General features: G+C 37.0%; 17 protein-coding genes and 1 pseudogene. 1 reads left to right on the top strand and 17 read right to left on the bottom strand.

What is annotated here, in order from left to right:
* The first annotated feature begins 104 nt into the window (after positions 1-104).
* Entirely contained in the window at positions 105-428 is a 324-nt protein-coding gene (fdxA, locus tag C8D84_RS11670) for a ferredoxin FdxA (protein ID WP_057758216.1), read from the top strand.
* 231 nt (positions 429-659) lie between these two features.
* Here the strand turns inward: fdxA and C8D84_RS11665 are convergent, their stop codons facing one another.
* The 17 genes and pseudogenes from C8D84_RS11665 to C8D84_RS11585 all read right to left on the bottom strand — a co-directional run.
* A complete protein-coding gene (locus tag C8D84_RS11665; protein WP_109592331.1) occupies positions 660-1,418 on the bottom strand; it encodes a glycosyltransferase family 2 protein in 759 nt (252 codons plus the stop codon).
* Complete coding sequence (locus C8D84_RS11660) at positions 1,396-2,445, bottom strand: glycosyltransferase family 4 protein (RefSeq protein ID WP_109592329.1); 1,050 nt, start codon at positions 2,443-2,445, stop codon at positions 1,396-1,398. The genes C8D84_RS11665 and C8D84_RS11660 overlap by 23 nt, the downstream gene beginning before the upstream one ends.
* Before the next feature lie 7 nt (positions 2,446-2,452).
* The gene (locus C8D84_RS11655; RefSeq protein ID WP_109592327.1) at positions 2,453-3,310 is read right to left on the bottom strand and encodes a glycosyltransferase family A protein; all 858 of its coding nucleotides are present in this window, start codon (positions 3,308-3,310) and stop codon (positions 2,453-2,455) included.
* Between the two features lie 9 nt (positions 3,311-3,319).
* The gene (locus tag C8D84_RS11650) at positions 3,320-4,141 is read right to left on the bottom strand and encodes a glycosyltransferase family 32 protein (RefSeq protein WP_109592325.1); all 822 of its coding nucleotides are present in this window, start codon (positions 4,139-4,141) and stop codon (positions 3,320-3,322) included.
* A gap of 11 nt (positions 4,142-4,152) precedes the next feature.
* On the bottom strand, positions 4,153-5,052 hold the full coding sequence (locus C8D84_RS11645) for a glycosyltransferase family 2 protein (protein ID WP_170108304.1): 900 nt from the start codon (positions 5,050-5,052) through the stop codon (positions 4,153-4,155).
* Position 5,053: 1 nt separating this feature from the next.
* Positions 5,054-6,025 carry a GDP-L-fucose synthase gene (gene fcl / locus C8D84_RS11640; RefSeq protein WP_211181288.1) on the bottom strand — a complete coding sequence of 324 codons (972 nt, stop codon included), beginning with the start codon at positions 6,023-6,025 and terminating at the stop codon, positions 5,054-5,056.
* Positions 6,026-6,060: 35 nt separating this feature from the next.
* Positions 6,061-7,179: a GDP-mannose 4,6-dehydratase gene (gene gmd, locus C8D84_RS11635; RefSeq protein ID WP_109592321.1), complete on the bottom strand. Its 1,119-nt coding sequence runs from the start codon at positions 7,177-7,179 to the stop codon at positions 6,061-6,063.
* A gap of 32 nt (positions 7,180-7,211) precedes the next feature.
* Positions 7,212-8,171, bottom strand: coding sequence for a GDP-mannose 4,6-dehydratase (locus tag C8D84_RS11630; protein ID WP_109592319.1), 960 nt, complete (start codon positions 8,169-8,171; stop codon positions 7,212-7,214).
* The gene (locus C8D84_RS11625) at positions 8,168-9,274 is read right to left on the bottom strand and encodes a glycosyltransferase family 4 protein (RefSeq protein WP_109592317.1); all 1,107 of its coding nucleotides are present in this window, start codon (positions 9,272-9,274) and stop codon (positions 8,168-8,170) included. The genes C8D84_RS11630 and C8D84_RS11625 overlap by 4 nt, the downstream gene beginning before the upstream one ends.
* Positions 9,275-9,290: 16 nt before the next feature.
* Positions 9,291-10,055, bottom strand: coding sequence for a class I SAM-dependent methyltransferase (locus C8D84_RS11620; RefSeq protein WP_109592315.1), 765 nt, complete (start codon positions 10,053-10,055; stop codon positions 9,291-9,293).
* A gap of 63 nt (positions 10,056-10,118) precedes the next feature.
* Positions 10,119-11,501, bottom strand: a complete 1,383-nt coding sequence (locus C8D84_RS11615; RefSeq protein ID WP_109592313.1) for a hypothetical protein — start codon at positions 11,499-11,501, stop codon at positions 10,119-10,121.
* The gene (locus C8D84_RS11610) at positions 11,501-12,823 is read right to left on the bottom strand and encodes a flippase (protein WP_211181287.1); all 1,323 of its coding nucleotides are present in this window, start codon (positions 12,821-12,823) and stop codon (positions 11,501-11,503) included. The genes C8D84_RS11615 and C8D84_RS11610 overlap by 1 nt, the downstream gene beginning before the upstream one ends.
* A gap of 45 nt (positions 12,824-12,868) precedes the next feature.
* Positions 12,869-14,356: a mannose-1-phosphate guanylyltransferase/mannose-6-phosphate isomerase gene (locus C8D84_RS11605; RefSeq protein WP_109592309.1), complete on the bottom strand. Its 1,488-nt coding sequence runs from the start codon at positions 14,354-14,356 to the stop codon at positions 12,869-12,871.
* Entirely contained in the window at positions 14,357-15,625 is a 1,269-nt protein-coding gene (locus C8D84_RS11600) for a sugar transferase (protein WP_109592306.1), read from the bottom strand.
* A 242-nt stretch (positions 15,626-15,867) separates the two neighbouring features.
* Positions 15,868-16,230, bottom strand: a complete 363-nt coding sequence (locus C8D84_RS14000) for a prepilin-type N-terminal cleavage/methylation domain-containing protein (protein ID WP_109592304.1) — start codon at positions 16,228-16,230, stop codon at positions 15,868-15,870.
* Positions 16,231-16,407: 177 nt separating this feature from the next.
* Positions 16,408-17,739, bottom strand: a complete 1,332-nt coding sequence (locus tag C8D84_RS11590; RefSeq protein ID WP_109592302.1) for an O-antigen ligase family protein — start codon at positions 17,737-17,739, stop codon at positions 16,408-16,410.
* A gap of 142 nt (positions 17,740-17,881) precedes the next feature.
* Positions 17,882-17,959, bottom strand: a pseudogene (locus C8D84_RS11585) (IS1595 family transposase); the annotation flags it as partial.

Raw genomic sequence — 17,959 nt, 5'->3', positions numbered from 1 at the left:
ACCAAGTGCAGATGTATCAATAATACTTCAAGCACGGTGAGCACAGTAACTCTTTTAAAAGGGATGAACCATATCAGCCAATCCAATAACAGGTAGACCTCACTATGACCTTTGTCGTTACAGATAACTGCATTCTTTGCAAATACACCGACTGTGTGGAAGTCTGTCCTGTGGACTGCTTTTATGAAGGCCCGAACTTCCTCGTCATCGATCCTGACGAGTGCATCGACTGCGCGCTATGCGAGCCTGAATGCCCTGCCAATGCGATCTTCTCAGAAGATGAAGTACCAAAAGGACAAGAGATGTTCACCCAGCTAAACGAAGAGCTGGCGCAAAAATGGCCAAACATCACAGAGATGAAAGGACAAATGCCAGAAGCTGAAAAGTGGGATGGCGTGGAAGGTAAGATTCAGTATTTAGAGAAGTAATCCACATAGACTAGGGCGTGTCCTCATTTCAAAAATGGTGATAAAAACGAGATAAATTACCGTCAAACAAGGAAAATAGCACAGATAATATCAGGATATTAACCAGCTATTTAACGATTTTTGGCAAAATTTAGCCATTTTTAGCCCGTTTAGATATGATCAATTGAATTAAGGACACGCCCTAATGATAATAAATTCCAGCATTAAAAAAGCGATAATAAAATCTTTTTATTATCGCTTTTTTAATGCTTCATAAACATAAATTGAGAAAAACCATAGACTTGTTATCAGACTAAGCTTTAACTCTTTTCTGTATATATACCATTGCCAACTTGCTGCTCGAAACTTATTAGAAGATAAAGACTTATTTGATACGCGGTAATAAGCAAGTGGCTCTTGTACACAATATCCAATGCCAACTAGTTTAACTATTTCTAACCACATCAGATAGTCTTCGTGACCTATTTGTTTTTGATAAATTTTACCTATTAGATCACAGCGGTACATACCTGTGAGATTGCCTATCTGATTAGACTTTAACATATCACTAAAACTAAACTCTTCCTTATGTTTAACTTCTACAGTGTTAGCATTTGGCTTAACTCTAATATAGTTTGAACATACCAAGTCATATCCCTCTTCAATCTTGGTAATTTGTCTCTCAAGTTTGTACTTATCCCAGTAATCATCAGAATCTAAAAAAGCAATGATTTGCCCTTTCGCTTGAGCAATACCTGTATTTCTAGAGATGACAACGCCTTGATTAGTCGCGTTTTCAATTTGTATAATTTGAGGACTATTTATAACCTGATCTCTTATCACTCGACAGCTATCCTCTGGACAGGCATCATTAATAATAATGAGTTCCCAGTTGTTATAAGACTGAGTAACGACACTTGCAACCGCTTGTTCAATAGTCGTTCTAGCCTTATATACTGACATAATTATTGAAACTTTTAAATCGGTATTATTTATTTCTTTTACATTCATCGTCAATTAAGGTTATCCATTGATTAATAATCTGATCAGGCTCAAAGCGTTTAGCAGATATCAGTGCGTTAGCTGAAAACACTTGCCTAATAGAGTCATTATCTATCAAATAGCCTATTCTTTCAGCAAGCATTTCAACATTTCCATTTTCTACTAAGTAGCCGTCAATACCCTCACTGATAATCTCAGCTGGTCCTGAAGGGCAATTAAAACTGACTATGGGTAATCCTCGGCTTTGCGCTTCAATAAGTACAACGGGTAAACCTTCAAATCTTGAGCTCATAACGTAAAAAGCAGTATTGTCATAAACATTTTGAACATTATTTGTCATACGTTTTAAACGAATGTTTCTGAGTTTATTGTTTCTAACCATTTGTTCTAGTTTTTCTCGACTCTCACCTTCACCATAGATGTGAAGTGACCAATCAGGATAAATCTTTTCTACTAATGACCAAGCCCTGATTAAATAATCGTAGCCTTTTTGATAGGTCAGTCTTCCTATAGAAACAATAATTTTTGAATTATTTTGATGAGAGATTTTTTTTATTTTTAAGGGGGTAGCATTAGCTATGATTTTTACATTGTTAGAAAATCTCTTATAATTCACAGCATCATCATTAGTAAGCGTAACAATAACATCTAACTTACTATAGAGCCGTTTTCTTAGTTGCTTGAAGATCCAAGCATGAGAATCATAAGAAATATGCTCAAGACTCCAAATATTCTTAGTCTTGATACCGCTTAATAATAAAGCAGACGTCAGCTTACTCATTGTATGAATAATAACTATATCTGGATGGTTACTGTATATATACTGCTTACACTGATTAATAAAATACCAGCTATTTCCTTGGAACTTAATATCTGTCACTCGATCATTTAGATAGTAGGCATTAGCTAAAGTATTAACCTGCCTTGAAAGAATGGTTATTCTATAGAATGTGCTTAACTCATTTGCTAATAGAGAGGCTACTCTTTCTGTCCCGCCTCTGTCTTCCAAACTATTTATAATAAATATTATGTTCATTGTATAATCATTCACTAAAGTGAAAATATTTTTTTATCTTTCTTGGTATCACAAGTACCGCTTGTCCAACCTTATAATTTAAATGCTTACTACCTGAAATAAAATCCACAAATAATTTCTCATTTTCTGATAACTTAGCAAAAATTTTCGCATTTTCTACTATCATCTCATCAATAAATTCCATTACTACCTGCTGATTCACTTCGTTAACAGGTAGAAAATTCAGACCATAATCAAAATCATGTAGCATACCTTTATTATTCTGTCCTTGAATACCAATATGCTGAACGTAACTATTCTCTAAACACGCGAGTCTTATACCTTTTTTTTGAAGAATGGAAGACCACTGCCAATCAAAACCTTTAACATTTTCTTTAGGAATGTCATTTATAATGATATCAACAATCTCTCTAGTCATTACGACACCTGCAGCTCCTAAACTATTCTTAAACCCTAGTCCATTGACTGGTGGCTGAATGAAGTCGTGTTTATTAGAGTGATAAAGGGACAAAACACCATCCGTTTGAGGTAAATACTTTTTGACCATTGCTAACCAATCAGGACGAAATATTAGATCTGAATCAGCATTAAAAAAAATATAATCGTCTGTATTTAAAAAGTCTTTATACATTCTATACATATTCATGTCTGCTTTAAGATTGCTTTCTCTAACAACAATTTCAGTGGCAAAGGGCAGTATTTTCCATAGGTCATGCTGGTTAATTTCTGAACTGTTATCGTCATATACTCTTATATGCAGTTTCTTGCAATCTACAGAAACCTGTAAAGATTCTGCCATCTTCTTTATATAGTTAATTCTATTAAATGTAGCCACTCCAACCGTAATATTTGAAGTAAATGGCATAAATTATCCTTAATTTTTTAATACATCTTCATTAATTATTTCTTCTGTATCCTTGTAAATTCGCCTCTGAAAAACACGTCTTAACAATCTATTGCTCTCAATATTTTTTAAGACTTTGTCTCTCCATGAATTGATACGCCATTCACCAAAGAAACAATGAACGGCATAAGTTTCATGATTTAACTTGTCACCAACTAAGCTTCCATTGGGGAAAGTATGGCTTGGATGTATAATCGTATCATTAGGCAAGCTTTGTCTTTCGTCTTTATACTCAAACCCAAACTGCTTTAACACGTGAGCATAAATATCTGGAGCAACAATCTTGTCAAAATAAATACCATCCTCAGTTATGAAATGTTTATTTTCATACCATTCCATACAAGCCTTTATATAAGGATGCCCAGCGACTGCGCCCAAGACTGCAGCTTGAATAGTGATATCTCTGTCTTGTGATAGCTCTAAACCAGCTACTTTTGCTATTGCTAAAGTTTCTTCGTCAAAATAACTATCTACATTCTGCTCTACAGAGGTAAAAAATCCACACTTTAGCAATTCATCAAATTTCTGTTTAACAATGACATCAGTATCTAAATAAATACCACCTTCTGTGTATAAGGCATACAATCTTATATAATCCGCTGCAAATGCCCATTTTCTTTGCTGATAGGCTTCATGTACAAAGGGTATGGAAGTAATGTCAAATTTATTAGTATCCCATAGCACTAACTCATATTCAGGCATAGTCCTTTGCCAAGTTTGCATGCATTGTTGAATTTTCTCTGGCAGTGGATCGCCACTTAACCAGCAATAATGGATCTTTTTAGGTATCATCAGTTTAACCCTTAATTTTCTGTAAAGACTTTAGGCTTGCCTCTTAAGCCCTTTACAAAGTCTAGCAACCTAACGTATCTTTCTTCTGATAAGAGTCTTACGCCTTGTTTAGATACTTGATAGCGCATATGACCTTTTACTTTTACGGACAAAGGTATCTTAATTCTAAGTTTTTTAACAGCTTCATTCAATTCTTCATAACTTGCAATTATTCCACTGATCGTTGCCGATATACCGCCCAATGGCATTATATTGATGATAAAGGGTACATAGAGAAAGTTCTTATCTAAATTCTGTAATAGAAAATGACTATCTGATACAATTTTGAACTGTGTATCAAATTGCTGTCTAATGAACATATTCTTATTGTGGAAGATAGCGGGATGTGGTGGTAGTCTAGGTCTATTACCTTCCCACTTCCCTTGATAATGCTCCCAAGGCTCGCCCGAAATATATAGCTCCTTCCTACCTTTTTCGCTAATATGCATCACTTGTCCATAGACTAGCTCATAGTTTGGATAAGCATCTTTAAGATATGAAGCCACTTTTTCTAAAGTATTAGTCTCATGTAATTCATCACCTGCACCGATGAATTGCACCCAATCACCTTTGACATGCTCAAGCGCTTTATTCCAAGCATCATAGATGCCCGTATCAGGTTCACTAAACCAGTAATCAATCAACCCACTATTTGCTTCAAGCATGGCAACCGTACCATCGGTTGAGGCACCATCGGCTATTATCCATTGTATATTAGGATAGGTCTGCTCTTTAATAGAGTCTATCGTCCAGTGCAGGTCTTGCATGACATTATAGGTAGAGGTGATAATAGTAATAATAGGCAAATCGCTGTGTTTGCGGACTTCATCCCAATCTTTTTGGCTTCCGCCTTGCTGTCTTTGACTAGTCATCTTATTCTCTAATCTCATTAGTTTGACAGAACCACTCATAAGTACTTTTGGTCCCTTGCTCAAGTAATATCTGTGCCTGCCAGCCAAAATTAGTTAGTAAACTACTATCTAATAGCTTACGCGGCGTACCATCAGGCTTGGAGTCGTCAAAGACAATCTGACCTTGATAGCCTACTATCTTAGCGATTAATAACGCTAGCTCTTTAATACTGATATCAGAGCCATAACCGACATTGATATGCGAGCACATAGGCGTCACGGCTTGCTGCCAAGTAGATTTTTCTAGCGTCATCACATGCAAACAAGCTGCTGCCATATCATCAACATGTAAAAACTCACGCTTGGGCGTGCCACTGCCCCAAACGACGACTTTAGGTATATCATTTTGCTTAGCTTCATGAAAGCGACGTAGTAATGCAGGAAGCACATGGCTGTTCTCAGGATGAAAGTTATCGTTTTGACCATAAAGATTGGTCGGCATAACACTACGAAAGTCAGTAGCATATTGCCTATTGTAGCTCTCGCACATCTTTATTCCTGCTATTTTGGCGATAGCATAAGGCTCATTAGTAGGCTCTAGCGGTCCTGATAGCAATGAGTCTTCCGTCATCGGTTGACTAGCATTCTTAGGGTAAATACAGCTAGAGCCCAAAAATAATAGCCGCTTTACCTGAACTTCATAAGCGCTATGAATGATATTGTTCTGAATCATCAAGTTGTTATAAATAAAATCTGCGGGATAGCTATTATTGGCTTGAATACCACCCACTTTTGCCGCTGCCAAAAACACGTAGTCAGGCTGATGCGTAGAAAAAAAGTCAGCGACTTGCTGCTGTGAAAGTAGATCTAGCTCACTACGATCCGCTGTCAGCAGATTGTCATAACCAAGCTTGGTTAACAGACGAGTAATAGCACTACCCACCATGCCTTGATGACCAGCGATATAGATCTTGTCTTGGTATTGCATAGGCATCAAACGCGCCCCTTTTTATTTATTTTTGTCATATATCAGTCTTCGTGTGTCAATGGCAAGGAATAACCGTTAGCCAATAGCAGCGCATGACGTTTAGCTATAAATAAATCATAAGCTACCATCTCTTGGCACATCTGCTGGGCAGTAATCTCTGGCTCCCAGCCTAGCTGTACTTTGGCTTTACTTGGATCCCCTAATAAGGTTTCGACTTCTGTAGGTCTGAAATATCTAGGATCCACTTGGATAATGACATCACCGACTTTTACTGCCAGTGGCAAATCAGTAGATACTTGGGTGACGATACCTTTTTCTGCTACGCCTTCGCCTTTAAATTCAATGCCAATTCCTAGAGTAGCCGCTGACCACTGTACAAATTCACGTACACTATACTGCTTACCCGTCGCAATCACATAATCATCTGGCTCATCCTGCTGCAACATCAGCCATTGCATTTTGACATAGTCTTTGGCATGACCCCAGTCGCGTATTGCATCCATATTACCTAAGTACAAGCATTGCTCTAAACCCTGTGAGATATTAGCCAGTCCGCGAGTGATCTTACGAGTGACAAAGGTCTCGCCACGGCGTGGCGACTCGTGATTGAATAAGATACCATTACAAGCATACATGCCATAAGCTTCACGGTAGTTAATAGTCATCCAATAAGCATAAAGCTTGGCGACAGCATAAGGCGAGCGTGGATAAAAAGGTGTGGTCTCTGACTGCGGCGACTCTTGTACTAGTCCATATAGCTCTGAGGTCGAGGCTTGATAAAATCGGGTCTTTTTCTCTAGGCCTAGTAGTCTAATGGCTTCTAGCAATCGCAGTGTACCCATCGCATCGACATCAGCGGTATATTCCGGTGATTCAAAACTGACGGCGACGTGAGACTGTGCACCTAGATTGTAGACTTCGTCGGGTTGTATCTCTTGGATAATACGGGTCAAGTTGGAGGAGTCAGTCAAGTCACCATAATGCAAGATTAGATTTTGGTGCTCGACATGCGGGTCTTGGTAGATATGATCAATACGTTGGGTGTTAAACGATGAGGCACGGCGCTTGATCCCATGAACTTGATAGCCCTTCTCCAATAATAGCTCGGCGAGATAGGAGCCATCTTGTCCAGTGATACCAGTGATAAGGGCTTTTTTCATATTAGTTATTCCTGTGTTCATTAGTCACAAACTTACCAGTACTGATTTTCAATCATGTTTTCAATGATTTGAGGTAGCATAGTTTTAGCATACCAACCTAGCTTATCATTAATTTTTTTAGGATTAGCCTGACTAAAAACAATGTCTGAAGGACGATAAAATTCATCAGATTGAACGACATGATCTTGCCATTTCAATCCGAAACTTTGAAATGCTATATCTATAAACTCTTCCAAAGAATAACTCTGCCCTGTCGCTACTATAAAATCTTCTGGCTCATCTTGTTGAAGCATTAACCACATAGCTTCTACGTACTCTGGAGCCCAGCCCCAATCTCTATTAATATCTATGCGTCCTAAAGTAACTTTATCAATTTTACTTTCAGAAATCGCTCTAGCACTCTCAATTATTTTTTGAGTCACAAATCTCTTAGGTCTCAAAGGAGATTCATGATTAAATAAGATTCCTGTACAAGCGTAAAGATCATATGATTTGCGATAGTTATCTATTAACCAATATGCTGATGCTTTAGCAACTGCATAAGGAGAACTGGGTTTGAAAGCAAAGCTTTCATCAGCTACTGCTGACCCTACATCTCCATAACATTCACTCGATCCTGCCTGATACAGACGCACTGGTTTTGCGCTCATTCGACATGCTTCTAATATATTTAAAGTCCCTAATACTATACTTTGTATGGTCTCAGATGGTAGATCAAAAGATAGACCAACAGAGGACTGACCTGCTAGATAATATATCTCATCGGGTTCGACCTGATTTATAGTGGTCAATACGCTTCTAAAATCTAAAGGGTCCATCGTAATCAGCTTTACTTTATCGACTATATTCAATCTAATTAGATTGATATTGTTGGAGTTTGTGGCATCTCTTGACGTACCCCAAACGCTATAACCTTTATTAAGCAAAAAATGCGCTAAATAACTTCCGTCTTGTCCTGTCATTCCGCAAATAAGTGCTATTTTTTGACTCATAATATAGACCTATATACTTCTAAAGTATCCGCAGCACATTTTTCCCAAGAAAAAATTTTAGTTCGTTCCAATCCTGCTAATATTAAGTCATCTCTAATTGAAGAATTATAAAGTACTTTTTCCATAGTATGACTTATATCCTCAACATCGGATGGTGAAAACTTCAATGCTGCCTTGCCTACTACTTCTGGAATAGAGCTAGTATTACTACATACTACTGGACAGCTATGATCCATCGCTTCAAGCGGTGGTAAACCAAAACCTTCATACAGTGACGGATAGACGAAGAGGGTGGCTTTACTATACAAAACTGATAGCATATTGTCTCCGCCTTGAATGTTTTTGACTTGGTTTTCTTCTAATCCTAATTCAGAAATATATCTTTTTTCATCCACAGAAAATTTGCCACCACCAAAAGCAACAATATCGAAGTCTTTCACTAATTTTTCTGATATAGAGACAGCTTTTAAGAATCTTAAAAAATTTTTATACCCTCCTCTATGCCCTACAAAAAGCAAAAAAGGTCTTTCAGAGTTATTAAAATTTTGATTTTCAATATGGGTTGATTTCACATCTGGTAGAGAATGATAGCCTAGATAAGTGACTGAAATATTTGATTCTGGAATATCATAAATTCTTAGCAAATCATTTTTGGTGGATTCAGATATGCAGATGACATGATCTGCCTGCTTGATAGTAATACTCTTTAAGTCAGCAGTATTATCTTTAGCTGAAAAATCATCAGGAAATAATTCATGAATCATGTCATAGACAGTGATTACATTGATAGATTTTTTAATCTTGTTCTTATTGTTGTAGTAAGTACGATGTACGATATCTGGTCTTTTGATATTGAAGTAACTATCTGCTAAAACATTATTAGTTTTCAAAAATATGTTTGCTGTTTTGGGTAAATAAGTTATCTGCTTGCCTATTACGAAGCTAGCTTCATACTTTTGGATGTATTCATTTTTATGGAGTCCAGCAAATACCTTCGTGTCAATGCTCTCGTCATACAATTGGAACGCTAGCTCAGTATAATATCTCGATATTCCACCATATTTCTGCATGTTAAAAATTTGATTGTCATAAGCTATTTTCATCTAAGTAGTCCGTTAATTATCTGACGATCTGCTGATGATCTGCAAATGTTCTAGAAGTCATCAAAAATCTACTAATTACCTTGGATACACCATAATTTGAAAGTCTAGATAATTTTATTTTGGTAGAAGATATATGATTACGAGTCAGAATATGAATAAATCCATCTGAATAGAATCTCAAATTATATATTTTCGCTATATACTCTAAGGTTTCTTGAGAATAGAAAGAGATGTGTTGACCATGATCTAAGCCAAAATACCACCATTCTTCAGGTAAAGGATTATGCTTAGGATAAAGCTCTGTTGTAAATATAATAGTATCTGAGATATCTAATAGATGTTCAATTTCTTCAATAGGATTGACGAAGTGTTCAAATACTTCGAAAGCAGTTACTGCTTGTAAAGGAGTATCTTTATTCCATTCAAAGCCTTTAGAAAATAGATTATCTGTATATTTATCTTCCCAATAAAATTCAAAACCAATATCTCTCATCATTCTTACTAGAACACCGTAGCCCGCAGCATAATCAAGATATTTTCCATTCTTATCGAACACAAAGTAAAGTAGAAATGTTAACTTTTTAGAAATTAATAAGCTTCTAGACATATAGCCTGTATCGCTTATATTTATTGGTTCTGCGTATGCTTCATCTAACCAATATGGCTCTTCTGTTTGGACAAAGCAACAAACCTCACACTTATAATACTCTACCAAGTGTTTATCAAGAATTTTAGAATCAAAGCAATTTATAGTTTCGCTATTACATATCTTACACTTCATAATTTCTCTTATTTATAATTTAACTTAGTAAAAATAATAATTACGTTACTTATGAGATTTTTATTATTTTATTTTCCCGACAAAAACATATCTGTTTATCTCTAGCTTTTCTTCATGAGTGATATCAAATATTTTTGAAAACTCACCCTTAAACCATTGATAGTTATAGTATTCTGGTAATTTTGGTATATCTTTTAAATCTCCAGAGTATAACCCTAAAGGCATGAACTCAATAATCACATACTTTTTACTATAGCTCGATATGGTTTTGAATATATAATCTAATGGCATAGACTGAGTAAGAATAAGGTGGTGAGTAAGCGCTAGAGCAACTACCAAATCACTTTTAAGCCTCGAACTCTTACTGTGATCTTTTTTTCTAGAATTAGGTTGAACAATATTAGATAATATGGGTAATATCCTAATGCCTTTTTCCTTGTACCTTAGATACATAATATTAACCGCTTGTTCATCGTAGTCAGTCGCAATTACATTATCAATATCAGTATTTCTATATATGTACTCAGCAAACTTTCCTTGATTACTAGCCAAATCTAATAGACTATCTACGTTTGGAAGCTCATATATAATTTCTTTTATTCTTTTAAATCGATCATCTTCTTCGGGAATTAAATTATTATGGTAATTTTCCCATGTTGTTTTTTTATTAGGATTTTTTAATTTTTTTACTTTCTTAAGCAGTGAAAGAGAATTGAATTTATTATCTGATATTCTTTTTATTGCAAATATAATATTTAATAAATTTTTATTTTTTACTCTACTATGGATATTATTATCCTTAGCTAAGGATAATTTTTCTATAGTACTTGCAAGCTTATAAATATTCTTTGAGGCAAAAGGTTTGTATTTTACTTTGAAAAACTCATAGCTGTCTATATAACCCTCTCTCAAATAGAGACTATGTGCTAAATCCGAAAGACCTAATGACCATAGATAGAGTGGTATATATAAATGGTTGTAAAATATCCTATACCCTTGCCAAGACTCTTGCTTCTCTTTTTTTCTCTCGAAACTTCCTAAATCTATATAAAAAGGTTTATTAAAATTAAAGACTACATTATAAGCATGCCCATCTAATACTTCAAAGCCATATATATTAGCTACTCTGTTAATCTCTAATACAGTAAGCGCAGCATCTTTGAGCATATCAAAAGACCACTCATATGGATAATTCCAATTTGAAATCTTCTCATGCTCAACTACGAGCTGATACCCTTCAATATTGATACTAGAAATTATAGTCCTTGGAAACAGTTCTTTTTCTACAATTTCATTGATGAATCCACATTCAAACAAATGTAGTACCTGAGCTACATACTCATTGTTTATTACTCTTAAGACCTTATTTTTATACAGTACAACTTCGCCCATCTTATCGATAGTAAAGAGAGGTCTTTCACAGTCAGAAATATTTATTTTTTCCATTATTTTATCTCAGTAAATTTAAATAATTTTTTCCAACTATTTATACTAAAAAAATTCATTATAGCTATTGTCTGCAACATAAAATTCTCTCTAGTCCTACTAAAAAATAAATTAATAAAGTAGCTAGATATAGAATATGAAATAATAGTAGAGTATGCCGCACCCATTAGACCAACATATTTAATCAAGTACATATTTAGAACTATGTTGATTAACGCTCCAACTACTAACCTTATACTTGCAATTTTTTCTAGGCCTTCATTTATATAGTATGCCCATGATCCATTGCTTAAGAATACAAAGAGAATAGACCAAATATAGACATTTAATACCTGCACACTTTCTTGATATTCGATACCATATAAGTTAGTCACAATCCAGTACGAAGATATGGATATAGTTATACAAATGATTAATGATATTTTAACTAGTAATGAATAAATCATACTCATTCTATTGATGTACAAATTTCTATCTATTTTTTTGGCTTTGATAATTGCTGGAGCAAATGTACTAGTCAAGGATGTAGTAATAAACAACCATATAGTACTTAACTTTACTGCAACTGCGTAATAACCTACAGATTCAGATCCTAAAATCTCTTGAATCATTATTTGATCTATTTGCATATATAGTGATGCTGCTATCGAGCCAAATATCAAAGGCCAAGAATCCGACAATAACCGCTTCGCCACTATCTTATCAAACTGCCATTCTCTTAAAGAATGATGCGTCTTTTGCCAATAGAAATAGATCAAACCTAGCGCTAAAATAACAGTATCAAACACTCCTACTATAGCAAAGGCTAGTAATGAAGCCTCATTCAATATCAGTACAACTTTAACAATACTCGATATTGCCAACGTTATGGTATTAGCAAAGGCCACATATTTCGATAGCACCGACGACTGATAATAGAAGTCTATAACATTGAAGCTCTGAAATATTGTGCCACTAGCGATAATAAAGATCAGCAAATTGGTATAGCTATCATTACTAGTGAACTGCACACCGAGCCATAGCAACGGCAATATACAGAGTGAGCCAATAAGCTTTAAGGTAAAGGCCGTACCCAATAATACGTTGCGTTGTGAGTTGTCTTTTACCAGCTCCCTAACCACGATACCATCCAAGCCAAGGGTAGCGATAGCGGTAAACAGAAAGACAAAACTCTGCGCGTAGCTCAGTAGTCCGAACTGTTCAGGCCCTAGATATCGAGCGACCCAAATGCCGACGAACAGACCCATAAACATACGCAGGACTTTTTCGCCCATCAGCCATGCCGTATTGGCACCGTAGCGCCTGATACCTTCATGACCCAATAGCTGCGCCTTGAGTAATAGTAGCCTATTCCACATCAGGCGAATCTATCCACGACCATAATTATCTTCTAGCCTGATAATATCGTCTTCCTCTAAATAGCTCCCCGACTGTACCTCTATCATCTCAAGTGGAATACTCCCTGGATTGGATAAGCGATGTACAGCGCCCAAAGGAATATAAGTCGATTGGTTTTCGCTGAGTAGCATCGTCTTATCATCGCATAGCACCTCTGCCGTACCCTTCACTACCACCCAATGCTCAGCGCGGTGATGATGCTTTTGGAGGCTTAGGCTAGCTTTTGGCTGCACGCAGATACGCTTAACCTTAAAGCGCTCGCACTCATCAATACTTTGGTACCATCCCCACGGTCTATAGACTCTTCGATGTATGTTGGCCTCTACACGCTTGTCCTCGTTCAGTTTTTTGACTATCTTTTTGACATCTTGGCTATGCGACTTGTGCGCGATCAATAGCGCATCATCGGTATCTACGACGATCAAATCCTCTACGCCGAGCAGACTGACTAAGCGCTGTTCGGTATGCACGTAACAGTTAGAGGTATCAATACCGATGACGTCCCCTAGCCAAACATTGTCATCATTATCAGCGTTATCCGTCTTTTGGTAGTCATTGACCGCTTGCCACGTTCCTAGATCGCTCCATGCTGTGGTTAACTCAAACATGCCTAACTGGTGGTCGTCTTTTATACTATTCGTACAAGGCTCTATCACCGCATAGTCAATAGAATTACTGGGTATAGCTTTGAATAGCTCAGCGTTAGGGCGAATAAAAGGCAGGTCTAACTTTTTGCTCTGCCAAGCGCTAGACACGCCTGCATAAATATCATTATCGAATTTTTCGATAGCGGTCAGCCAAAACTGGCTTTTGACGATGAAAACACCACTGTTCCAATAGAAGTTAGACTGCTCAGTATATTGTTGTGCAAGCTTTAAATTAGGCTTTTCGACGAACCTTGCGATTTTATGATAACTAAACTCAGTGCTATCAGTTTGACATTCGATATAACCATAGCCTGTCTCAGCATAACTAGGTTTGACCCCTAAGGTCGCTATCTTAATCTTATTAGCAGTTACTGCGCTAACCGCATTATTCAAAGTTGAGCAAAAGTCATCATTATCATTAATAGCATGATCGGCAGGTAATACTATCAGTACCGCATCTTCGTATAGCTCATTAGCTTGTAAAGCAGCCAATGTCAAAGAAGGCGCGGTGTTTTTAGCTACTGGCTCTAGGATAATTTCTGCGGAATGGTCAATTTGATGTAATTGATCCAACACTAAAAATCGATGCGATTCGTTGGTCACGATAATAGGTTTTTCTACTCTTAGCTTATTCTGAGTTAAAGACGCAAGTCGTATTATGGTTTGTTGAAACAGAGAATGCTCGCCTGCCAGTTTTAAAAACTGTTTGGGATAGCTCTCGCGTGATAGCGGCCATAGGCGAGTACCAGAACCGCCACATAATATGACAGGAACAACAGTAATTTTATTATTATTATTTGTAGCAAACATCTACCGCGCCCCAAATCCCGTCACCATCGTCTGTATCGTCTTAATCACTATCAATAAGTCTAATGTTAATGAGAAATTTTTAATGTAAAAGAAATCATGCTCTAATTTCACCTTCGTTTCATCTTCGTCACTGGCATACCCTTGCATCACTTGAGCCCAACCTGAGATACCTGGCTTGACGATATGGCGATAGCGATAGAAGGGTATGGTCTCATTAAAGCGTTTGACGAAGTCGAGCTGCTCAGGTCTAGGCCCGATTAAGCTCATATCACCTTTTAGCACATTGACGAACTGCGGCAATTCATCAAGACGTGTCTGCCTAATAAAGCTACCAAACTTGGTCACTCGCATATCGTCGCTAGTTGCCATTTGCGCGCCATTGGCTTCTGCACTGGCTACCATACTGCGAAACTTATACATGGTAAATAGTTTACCACCTTGGCCTATACGCTGCTGCGTAAAAAATATTGATTCCCGATTGTAACGGTTTTGCCACTTGATTATGCTAGCTATCAAAAGCGCTATCGGAATGACGATAAACGCAGTAATTAGGATAACTAGCATATCCAGTAGCCGTTTCAATAGCAAATAGCTCTGTGATGGTAGCAACGAGCCCAGGTTATTCTCATAGAGGTGTTTGATAGGCAATCGGCCAGTCAGCGACTCTCGCACTTGCAGCACATTGTAGACGGGCGTGCCTTGAAGTGCCGTTTCTGCTAACAGCTGCTCCCATTGAGCTGTCAAACTACTGTCTGCTAGATCCGCCACTACCGCATGAAAAGGCAAGCGTGGATGACTAGCAGGTTCAAAACAGGGGGGTAACCTAACCCAGCGCACGTCAGTAATATCTAGCAAGCTTTGGCAGCGTCCTATAGGCACGTAAGCTATCGTCACTTGCGTCACCGCGCGTAGATAAATTTGCGATATAAAGCAAAATAGCACACCTATAATTGCACTAGTAGATAGATAATAGACTGAATAGGGTAAACGAAAGATCAGCAGTATCAGTCCCACTATTAAACCAACACTTAGTAATGTCGGCAGTACGGTTATCATAGACTTCTGCCCAGGAAACTGGGTCAGTCGCTCCAATCCAATTATACTTAGAACGACAGCGCTACTACTCGCAATGACACTATGAACCTGCGTGAGTTGTATATTATCAGCGATTATATAACCCCAAAACAGTAAGACTGCTGGAACGACAGAGACGATCAGCCACCCTACTATGGTACGTACGCTTAAGTATTGCCAAAAATGCTGCTGCATATAACTAATATAGCCTTTTGAAAAAAATCGTTTGCACAGTTCTTTGCGTGAGTAAAGTTATACAGAAGTAGTAATATCATTAAACTAAAATAAGTATTAGCTACTTAGCATTTCTATCTATTACGAGTAAATATTTACAATTCATTAGTTAACATTTTTAGCTCTAATCACTATGGTAAACAGCACATCTAATGAATGGTAAGCCATTGAGTGTATTTATGATGATTAATAATCATTTGATATTAAAGTAATAGTCGACAAGGTGTACCAACTGAAATATCGCACTGTATACGAGCATTTGAAGAAGGTTTAGCCCTGGCTTCAACTACTTGTTGCGTCTCCAATGTCCAGCCCGTCGCATCGGTAATGGACTGACAAGCGTTCAAAACCGGTGCGACGGGCAAAGTGTCATCATCTTGATCATTAATCAAAACAAAAACTTGGGTACTATAGGCTCTTGCCTCTAGCAGACAGGCATTTGCTTGTGATTTGCTAATAAAAGATTGGTAAGTAGGTATGGCAATGGCAGCTAATATACCGATAATCCCTACTACTATCATGACTTCTATTAAGGTGAAGCCCGTTTGTATTTTTGATGTACTCATGGAACTATCAGCTTTTATAGGTATAAGTTTAATTAATTTAAGTTGTATCTAGCACAAATCATGCCAGTCAAGCCAAGAAATGAGGAGAAAAAACTCATAATAGCCCTAAAGTAATAAAAAACAACTATCCTAATATCATAAATTTTGGCTAATTGATCAATTATGTGCGTCTAGCAGCTACAGCCGATAACCATATACCCAAAAGCGTGGTGGGGTGAAAGGAACCTCCGACAAAAATACTTTAGTAGTTACCAACAAATCAATAAACCAAAAGCTTATCACAGCATAAAATAACAATGGCAATAGAGTCATTATAAGATTTTTTGGTGTTGAAGGTACTAAACTATCAGATACAAACTCGGGGGTTTTCAACAAAAACACAAACAACCACAGTAGTACCATTTGAGTCACGGGATAGATATGTATACCCGAAAAAAACATATCCACCCCAACTGCGGACAAGGCTGCTATAACAAAATAATGGTGCTGATTCCGCCAATCAATACGTTTTAAAACATTTATCCCTATATAAATCAATACACAAAACCCCAATAACCCAGTCTCGCTTAACACCTGAATAAATAAATTATGTGGATGAGCTGCCAAGTTCATATAACTATCTAACTGATAAAAACCGCAGCCCCATAGCGGTTGTTTTGACCAGCACTGATAGGCATTAATCCACAAATCGTCGCGTAAACTGGTCGTAACTCTTAATATTTGTGAATCCAAGCCTGAGGATCTGATAGCGTTAAGATTAGCGATATAACTGACTGATAGGTAGACTAGCCAAGACGATATATAGACTAGGGTAAGTGGGTAACGAACATGACGGTAAAACGTACTAACTACAATGATAAATAGGGTATAAGCTAAGATAACAGAGCGGCCAGCATCAAGTAGAATAGCTAGAAATGCCAAAAATAAAAAAAGCAGATATAAGTAACGATAGCGTTGATTTGTCAAATAAAACCAAACAGCGAAAATAGAGACTATCAGAAAGTAACTGTCATAGACCCGAATATTCCATGTCAATGGATACCAAACCGCGGCATACTTACCTGTCTGGATGTAATCCCATAATGAAAGTGGAAATTGAATAAACATCGTCAAACTACTTAGTACTAACAGCTTGCTAGCCAACTGACGATATTGCAAAAGACCAAAGCTCTTATACAATAAATACGCTAGTAACAGCTCAGAAATGACAAAAGCGGGCTGCTTCCAAAATATACTACCAACTGCGATAAAAGCAAAAAAGAAGAGCTCACCTTTAGCTATCTTATCACGTTGAAAAAAGTAGGCGATCAAACCAAAAAATAGTAGTAAGACTACTTGAATAACTCTATATTCATTATAAAACAAATAATCATCTTGCGTCGTAAAACCAAAGATGAACAGTAAGATATAAAGTACAAGCAATAGCTCTATATTCAATAAAGGTTTGATATAAGCGTCAAATACCTGTTGGTTGCTTGATACATCTAATAGCGAACGAGGAATAGTCATAAGTAGGAAACGACAAAAATATAGTTAATAATAAGAGCGGTTTGTTCGATCCATTAAATAAGACGCTAGGCGATTATTATTCTAGGGCAAAGCTTTGTGTGCTTTTTCATTTGATAATTAGTTTAGGGGCTGTCCTAGATAACTAGTTCAGTTCCTGTTTAACCCATTGTTTTAGCTGGTGTAATTGACGTTTTGGATCACTGTAGTTAAAACGCCACTC

The organism is Psychrobacter immobilis, from assembly GCF_003148585.1.
GTDB classification, from domain to species: Bacteria; Pseudomonadota; Gammaproteobacteria; order Pseudomonadales; family Moraxellaceae; genus Psychrobacter; species Psychrobacter immobilis.
This window is presented reverse-complemented; position numbering and strand designations above follow the sequence as displayed.